The sequence below is a fragment of the Nocardioides sp. genome, from assembly GCF_036503465.1.
In the GTDB taxonomy this organism is placed as follows: domain Bacteria; phylum Actinomycetota; class Actinomycetes; order Propionibacteriales; family Nocardioidaceae; genus Nocardioides.
On the sequence record NZ_DASXWU010000034.1, the window covers coordinates 46,154 to 52,599 of the forward strand.

The 6,446-nt window shown below is 71.5% G+C and carries 5 protein-coding genes; all 5 read right to left on the reverse strand.

What is annotated here, in order from left to right; genetic code table 11:
• Positions 1 to 22: 22 nt before the first annotated feature.
• A complete protein-coding gene (locus VGK78_RS05970; RefSeq protein ID WP_331526592.1) occupies positions 23 to 1,996 on the reverse strand; it encodes an acyl-CoA dehydrogenase in 1,974 nt (657 codons plus the stop codon).
• 125 nt (positions 1,997 to 2,121) lie between these two features.
• On the reverse strand, positions 2,122 to 3,462 hold the full coding sequence (locus tag VGK78_RS05975; RefSeq protein WP_331526593.1) for a C40 family peptidase: 1,341 nt from the start codon (positions 3,460 to 3,462) through the stop codon (positions 2,122 to 2,124).
• 155 nt (positions 3,463 to 3,617) lie between these two features.
• A complete protein-coding gene (locus tag VGK78_RS05980; protein WP_331526594.1) occupies positions 3,618 to 4,670 on the reverse strand; it encodes a phosphatase PAP2 family protein in 1,053 nt (350 codons plus the stop codon).
• 5 nt (positions 4,671 to 4,675) lie between these two features.
• Positions 4,676 to 5,695, reverse strand: coding sequence for an ABC transporter ATP-binding protein (locus VGK78_RS05985; RefSeq protein ID WP_331526595.1), 1,020 nt, complete (start codon positions 5,693 to 5,695; stop codon positions 4,676 to 4,678).
• A partial coding sequence (locus VGK78_RS05990; protein WP_331526596.1) for an ABC transporter permease subunit occupies positions 5,695 to 6,446 on the reverse strand: 752 nt, incomplete at its 5' end. The genes VGK78_RS05985 and VGK78_RS05990, both read right to left, overlap by 1 nt.

The window sequence follows — 6,446 nt, forward strand, 5'->3', positions numbered from 1 at the left end:
CGGTCACCTTCCCACCTCGGCGTCAGGTGAGGAGGTCCGGGGAGCGCAGGAGCGCGGGCGGTACGCCGTACGCGTCCACGAGGTCGACGGCGAGGGGCCGGATCCGGCGGCACAGGTCGTTGATCTCGCGGGTGATCGCCTTCGACCGGGATGCCCGGAGCCGACCGTGCTCCATGAACCAGGCGCGGTCGCGCTCGATGGTCGACAGCGCGTGCAGGTCGCAGAGCAGGTTCAACGCGACCTTCAGGTCACCGTCCGGCAGGTCGGCGGCCTTCGCGACGAACGCCTCGAGCACGAGTCGCTCGACGTGCGCGCGGGCCGCGGCGATCACGTGGTCCTGGGCGCGGGAGAACACCTCTCCGGGGTTCAGCCCCTCGTCGATGCCGCGCTTCAGTCTCCGGGCGACACCCGACAGCGTGTGCTCCTCCCGGAAGCGGAGCATCGCGAGCTGGTAGTTCGGGTCGAGCAGCCCGGCCTCCTGGTCCCACTCGTCGTCGCCGCCCGGCAGCACGTCCTTGATCGCCTCGAACAGCTTGTGCGCGGCGGTCCGCTCGATCACGGTCTCCAGCGCCATCCCTGCGACGAACCGCACCATGCCGAGCTGGTCGAGGTCCTCGAAGTCGCTGGCGTAGTTGGTGAGCAGGCCCTTGGCGACGAGCTGGAGCAGGACGTGGTTGTCGCCCTCGAACGTCGTGAACACGTCGGTGTCCGCCTTGAGCGCGGTGAACCGGTTGGCGGCGAGGTAGCCCGCGCCGCCGCACGCCTCGCGACACTCCTGGATGGTCCGGGTCGCGTGCCAGGTGCCGAGCGCCTTGGTGCCCGCGGCCCGCGACTCCAGCTCTCGCCGGGCCGTCTCGTCCTCGTCGTCGGCGGTCCGCACCGAGAAGACGTCGTGCGTCTTCAGCGCCAGCTGCTCCTGGGCGAAGTGCAGTGCGTAGCTCTCGGCCAGCAACGGGAACAGCCGGCGCTGGTGCAGCCCGTAGTCGAGGAGCAGCTCCTCCTCGTCCTGGGAGGTCGCGTTGAACTGCCGCCGGCGTACGGCGTACCTCACCGCCAGCGTGAGCGCCACCTTCGCCGCGTTGATGCCTGCTCCCCCCACGCAGACCCGCCCCTGCACGAGCGTGCCGAGCATGGTGAAGAAGCGCTTGTCGGGGTTGTCGATCGAGCTCACGTAGCGGCCGTCGTCGGTCACGTCGGCGAAGCGGTTCAGCAGGTTGTTCCGCGGGATGCGCACGCCGTCGAACCAGAGACGGCCGTTGTCGACGCCGTTCAGCCCCATCTTCAGGCCGTCGTCCTCCGCCCGGACGCCCGGCAGCAGGCTGCCGTCGCGACGGATCGGCACCACGAAGGCGTGGACGCCGTGCCCCTCCCCGTGGACCTCGAGCTGGGCGAAGACCACCGCGACCTGTGCGTGCTGCCCCGCGCCGCCGATGTAGTCCTTGCGCGAGGTCTCGTCGGGCGTCGTGATCACGAACTCGTCGGTGCTCGCGTCGTACGTCGCCACCGTGCCGAGCGCCTGCACGTTGGAACCGTGGCCGGACTCGGTCATCGCGAAGCACCCCAGCAACCGGCCGGTGATCAGGTGCGCGAGGTAGGCGTCGTGGTGACGCTTCGAGCCGAGCATCAGGATCGCTCCGCCGAAGAGACCGAACTGCACTCCCACCTTCACCAGCACCGAAAGGTCGCCGTAGGCCAAGGTCTCGAACGCCGCGATCGACGCGCCGAGGTCGCCTCCGCCGCCGTACTCCTGCGGGAAGCCCATCCCGGTCTGTCCCGTGCCGGCCATGGTGACGAGCAGGTCCTTCACCCGCTCGCGGAACTCCCCCTGCGACAGGGTCTCCGCCTCCTCGAGCACGGCGGCGTGCTCCGCGAGGTTGGTGCGCACCAGGTCGCGCACCTCGGCGTACCGCCCGTCGAGCAGGCGCCGGAGCTCGGCGACGTCGATGACGGGCTGTCGGTACGCCGTGCCCGTCCCCTCCTGTGTGCTGCTCGCCATGGGGGGACGGTACCCAGGTGTTGCGGCGGTCAGGCACCGTCACCGGGGCTCGTGCCGCGTCACTCAGTTCCTCGTGCCTCGGGACTGAGCCGAGCGCTCCTCGACCTCGCGCCCTTGCCGCGTGATCAAGGCCGCGCGAAGAAGTTGGGTGAGATCCAGTAGTACATGGAGACCTCTTCGACGTCCCGGCCGGTGCGCGGGGCCTGGATGATCATCCCGTTCCCGACGTAGAGCGCGACGTGGTAGATCGACGAGGGGCTGCTCGAGGAGCCCCAGAAGACCAGGTCACCGGGCCGGAGCGAGTCCCGCGAGATCGGCGTCGACTCCGTGTACTGCGCGACCGAGTAGTGCGGCAGCGAGATGCCGCCGGCACGCCAGGCACCCATGGTCAGGCCGGAGCAGTCCCACGCGTTCGGGCCGGCCGCACCCCAGACGTAGGGGTCGCCGATCTGGCTGCGCGCGAACGCGATCGCCCGGGTAGCGCCCGACGCCGGAGCCGGAGGGTCGTCCGAGGGGGTTGGGGGGTCGGCCGGCCCAGAGGGCTCCGGCGTCGGGTCGCTGGTCGGGGACGGGGGGCTGGTGGGTGACGAGCTCTGCGCCTGCTGCTGCGCTGCCGCCTGCTGGGCCGCCTCCTCGCGCTGCTGCCTCTCCTTCGCGGCCCGCGCGGCAGCGGCCTCCTCGCGCGCCTTCTTCTCCGCAGCCCGCTGTGCAGCCTCGCGAGCAGCCTCCTCGATGCCGGCCTGGCGCTGCTCGGCCAGCGAGACGCTGATGTGCTGGAGCTTGGCCAGCCGGTGGATCAGCTGGCTCTTGCGAGCCGCGATCTCCCGGCTCGCCCGATCTGCGGCGGCGGCCGCGGAGGCGGCCTGGTCACGAGCGGTCTTCGCCTGCGCGGCCAGGGTCGCGGCCTTGGCCCGGGCGGCGTCCGCCTGGTCGCTGGCCACGCCGGCCAGGGTCGAGGACGCCGTGTAGGAGTCGAAGGTGTGGTCCATCGCCGACTGGGCGTTCTGGAGCGTCGACATCGTGGTGATCATCGAGCTCATCCCGTCGCTGCCCTGCAGCGCTGCCACCGGGCTCAGCGACGGGCCCATCTCGTACGACGTGACGACGGTCGCCGCGTAGGCGTCGCGCTGCCGCCGGACGTCGGCGGCGGCGATCCGGGCATGGCGGTCGGCGACCCGGGAGTCGCGCCGAGCCTGCTGGAGTGCCCACCGGGCGCCGTTGTAGCGCTCCGCGGCCTGCTCGGCTGTGATCGCCGCGGCCTGGGCGTCGAGGTCGGCCTGCACGAGCTGGGCCTTGATGCCGGCGACGTCGTCGGCGGCCTGCGCCACCCGATGGCGCGCGTCGCGGACCTGGTGCTTGCTCGGGTAGACGTGGTCACCGCCCGAGGGGGCGGCCGACGCGGCCGCGACTCCGCTGAGACCCGTGACCAGGGAGAGGGCGAGGGCGGTGACGCCGACTCGATGCACGGGTTCGTCCTCCTGCTGCGGCTGCTGTGACGGGGAGTGCCTCGGATGGCGACTTCGCCACCTGTGGCATCTCGCAGCACGCTAATGCGCAGAAGTCACAAAAGGAACAACTTTCACAAATTTCTCGGAAGCCACCGGCGTGTCGGCTTGACGAACTACACGGTTGTAACTTCTTCGAGCTCGCGATCGGCCGCCCGATGTCGGGAGAACGACTGTCCGCTCGCCCAGCCCCCGACGTAGAACGCGATCAGCGCGATCGCGACCCCCGCGATGTCGTCGGCGACGTAGTGCCAGCCGAAGTAGAGGGTCGCCACGGAGGTGACGCAGGTGTTCACCCAGAACACGATCTTCAGCCAGCGGATCGTCGTCGTGTACTGGATCATCAGCGCGACCAGCAGGGTGATCGCGACGTGCAGGCTGGCGAAGCCGGCGACGCCGCTGAGGAAGTTGGTGAGATCCATCAACGAGGGGGCGCTGGTGTTGACCGCCCAGACCCGCGTGTTCGCCAACGAGTTCATCAGGTGCCCGGCGGCCGTGTCGTCGATCGTCTGGTAGAGCCACGGGTGCTGGAACCCGGGCCCGAGGGTCGGCAGCGCGTAGTAGGAGACGGTGCCGAGGGTCCAGGCGACGCACTGGGACGTGGCGAACCAGTAGCCGAACCCGAGGTTGCGCGACCAGACCAGCCAGACCGCCAGCGCGAACGGCACCAGGGGCAGGAACCACAGGTACACGCTGGACAGGAACTCCGCGGAGAACCCGTCGCCGAGCAGGTGGTGCAGCACGATGGCCGGCTCGTGGCCCAGGAACAGGGCCTTGTCGAGGCTGAACAGCTCACGGTCGAACTTGTGGCCCCGCCCCTCGATGAACGGCAGCTGGGACTTCAGGTTCCGGTAGCTGACGTAGGTGATGTAGAAGCTCAGGATCCCGGTCACGACCAGGGTGACCCGGTCCCGTGTCCAGTGGGTGCGCAGCCGCTCGCGGAAGACGCCGGGGATCCGCCGCGGGTCGAGCCGCGAGACCCACAGCGTCCGCGGGACGAGGTCGATGCCGAAGCCGAGCGCCAGGACGGTCGGCAGCCGGAGGTACGACGGACCGATGAAGCCGTCGGGGTCGACCAGCTTGGCGTCGAAGATCACCGCGGCGAGGACGGCCAGAGCCCCCATGCCGACGGCGATGGACGCCATCAGGATGTGGGCACGGCGGAACACCCGAGTCAGTCTAGGGCGCGCTCTCGGGCGTCAGATCGGCCAGGGAGGGTGGCCATCCGGGTGCCATCGGCGCGCAGCCGTACGCCGTCGCCCGGCGCCAGGCGTCGGTCCAGAGAGGCGACCGCGTCGAGCTCGCCGAGCTCGGTACGGACCACCAGCCGGAGCTGCCCGGGGGTCGTCCGGACGTCGACGATCTCGCCGGCCAGCGGGCCGTCGTCGGCGACCGACAGTGCGGACCGCCGGAGCGCCACGGCCGACCCGTCGGGGAGTCCGGCGGCATCGGCGATCCCGTCGGCGGCGCGGCCGTGGATGACGCGCGCGTAGCCGAGGAAGAGCGCGGTGTCCGGATCGACCGGTGCCCGCCAGACCTCGGCGATCGGCCCGGACTGGACGATCCGTCCCGCCCGCATCACGGCCAGGTCGTCGGCCACGGCGAACGCCTCCTCGTGGTCGTGGGTCACCATCAGCGCGGTGGTCCCGGCCTCGACCAGGATCCGCCGGAGGTCCTCGGCCAGGCGCTGCCGCAGCCCGGCGTCGAGGGCGCTGAGGGGCTCGTCGAGCAGCAGCAGCCGCGGCGCGGCGGCCAGGGCACGGGCCAGGGCGACCCGCTGCCGCTCGCCACCGGACAGGGTGGTGGGGAGCCGGTCGGCGAGGCCGGACAGGCCGACCAGGTCGAGGAGCTCGGCGACCCGGGCGGCGGTCGCGGCGCGCGTCGTACGCCGGATGCGCAGCGGGTAGCCGACGTTGCGGGCCACGGACAGCTGGGGGAACAGCTGGCCGTCCTGGAACATCAGCGCGAACCCGCGCCGGTGGGTCGGGACCGTGGACACGTCGGTGTCGTGCCAGCCCACGCGGCCGGTGGCCGGCTCGAGACCGGCGATCGCTCGCAACAGCGTCGACTTGCCGCAGCCGGACGGGCCGAGCACCGCCAGCACCCGGCCGTCGTCCACGTCGAGGTCGGCCCCGAGCACGGCCGGGGTGCCGTCGTACGTCACGGTGAGGCCGCGCACGGACAGGGCGGACATCACAGCGTCCCCATCGACGGCACCCGCAGCCGTTCGACCACGAGCATCACCAGGGCCGTGGTGCCCCCGAGCACGACCGAGCCCGCCAGCGCCATGCCGTAGTTGAGGTCGCCCGGGTGGCCGATCAGCCGGAAGATCACCACCGGCAGGGTCGGCCGGTCGTCGCGGACGAGGAACGACGTGGCCCCGAACTCGCCCAGGGAGCAGGCGAAGGCGAAGCCGGCGGCGGCGAGCAGCGGCTTCCAGATCGCCGGGAGGTCGACCACGAGCAGGGCTCGCCAGGGGGACGCGCCCAGGGTCGCTGCGGCCTGCCGGAGCCGGTCGTCGACACCGGAGAGCACCGGCACCAGGACCCGGACCACGAGGGGGAGCGCCACCAGGGCCTGGGCGACCGGGATCAGCAGGGGCGAGTCGCGGAGCTCCAGCGGCGGCCGGCCGAGGGTGACCAGGAAGCCGAAGCCGAGGGTCACCGCGGAGACGCCGAGCGGCAGCATGAAGAGCCCGTCGAGGACCGCGCGCAGCCGTCGTTCGGACCGGGTACGCGACCGCCGGGTGACCACCGTGGCGACCGCGAGGCCGAGGAGCAGGGACATCCAGGTGGCGTCGACGGCGATCCGGAGCGAGTTCACGACCGCATCGGTGACCGGGACCAGGAGGGCCTGGTGGGAGCCCGGGGTCTGCAGGGCCCGGTAGTTGGCCGTGCTCCAGGCGCCGTCGACCCGCAGCGACTCGACCACCAGGGTGACGATCG

Excerpts from the sequence above, each read along its gene's own strand:
- VGK78_RS05985 (WP_331526595.1), bottom strand. The coding sequence starts at position 5,695 with ATGTCCGCCCTGTCCGTGCGCGGCCTCACCGTGACGTACGACGGCACC.
- VGK78_RS05970 (WP_331526592.1), bottom strand. The coding sequence starts at position 1,996 with ATGGCGAGCAGCACACAGGAGGGGACGGGCACGGCGTACCGACAGCCC.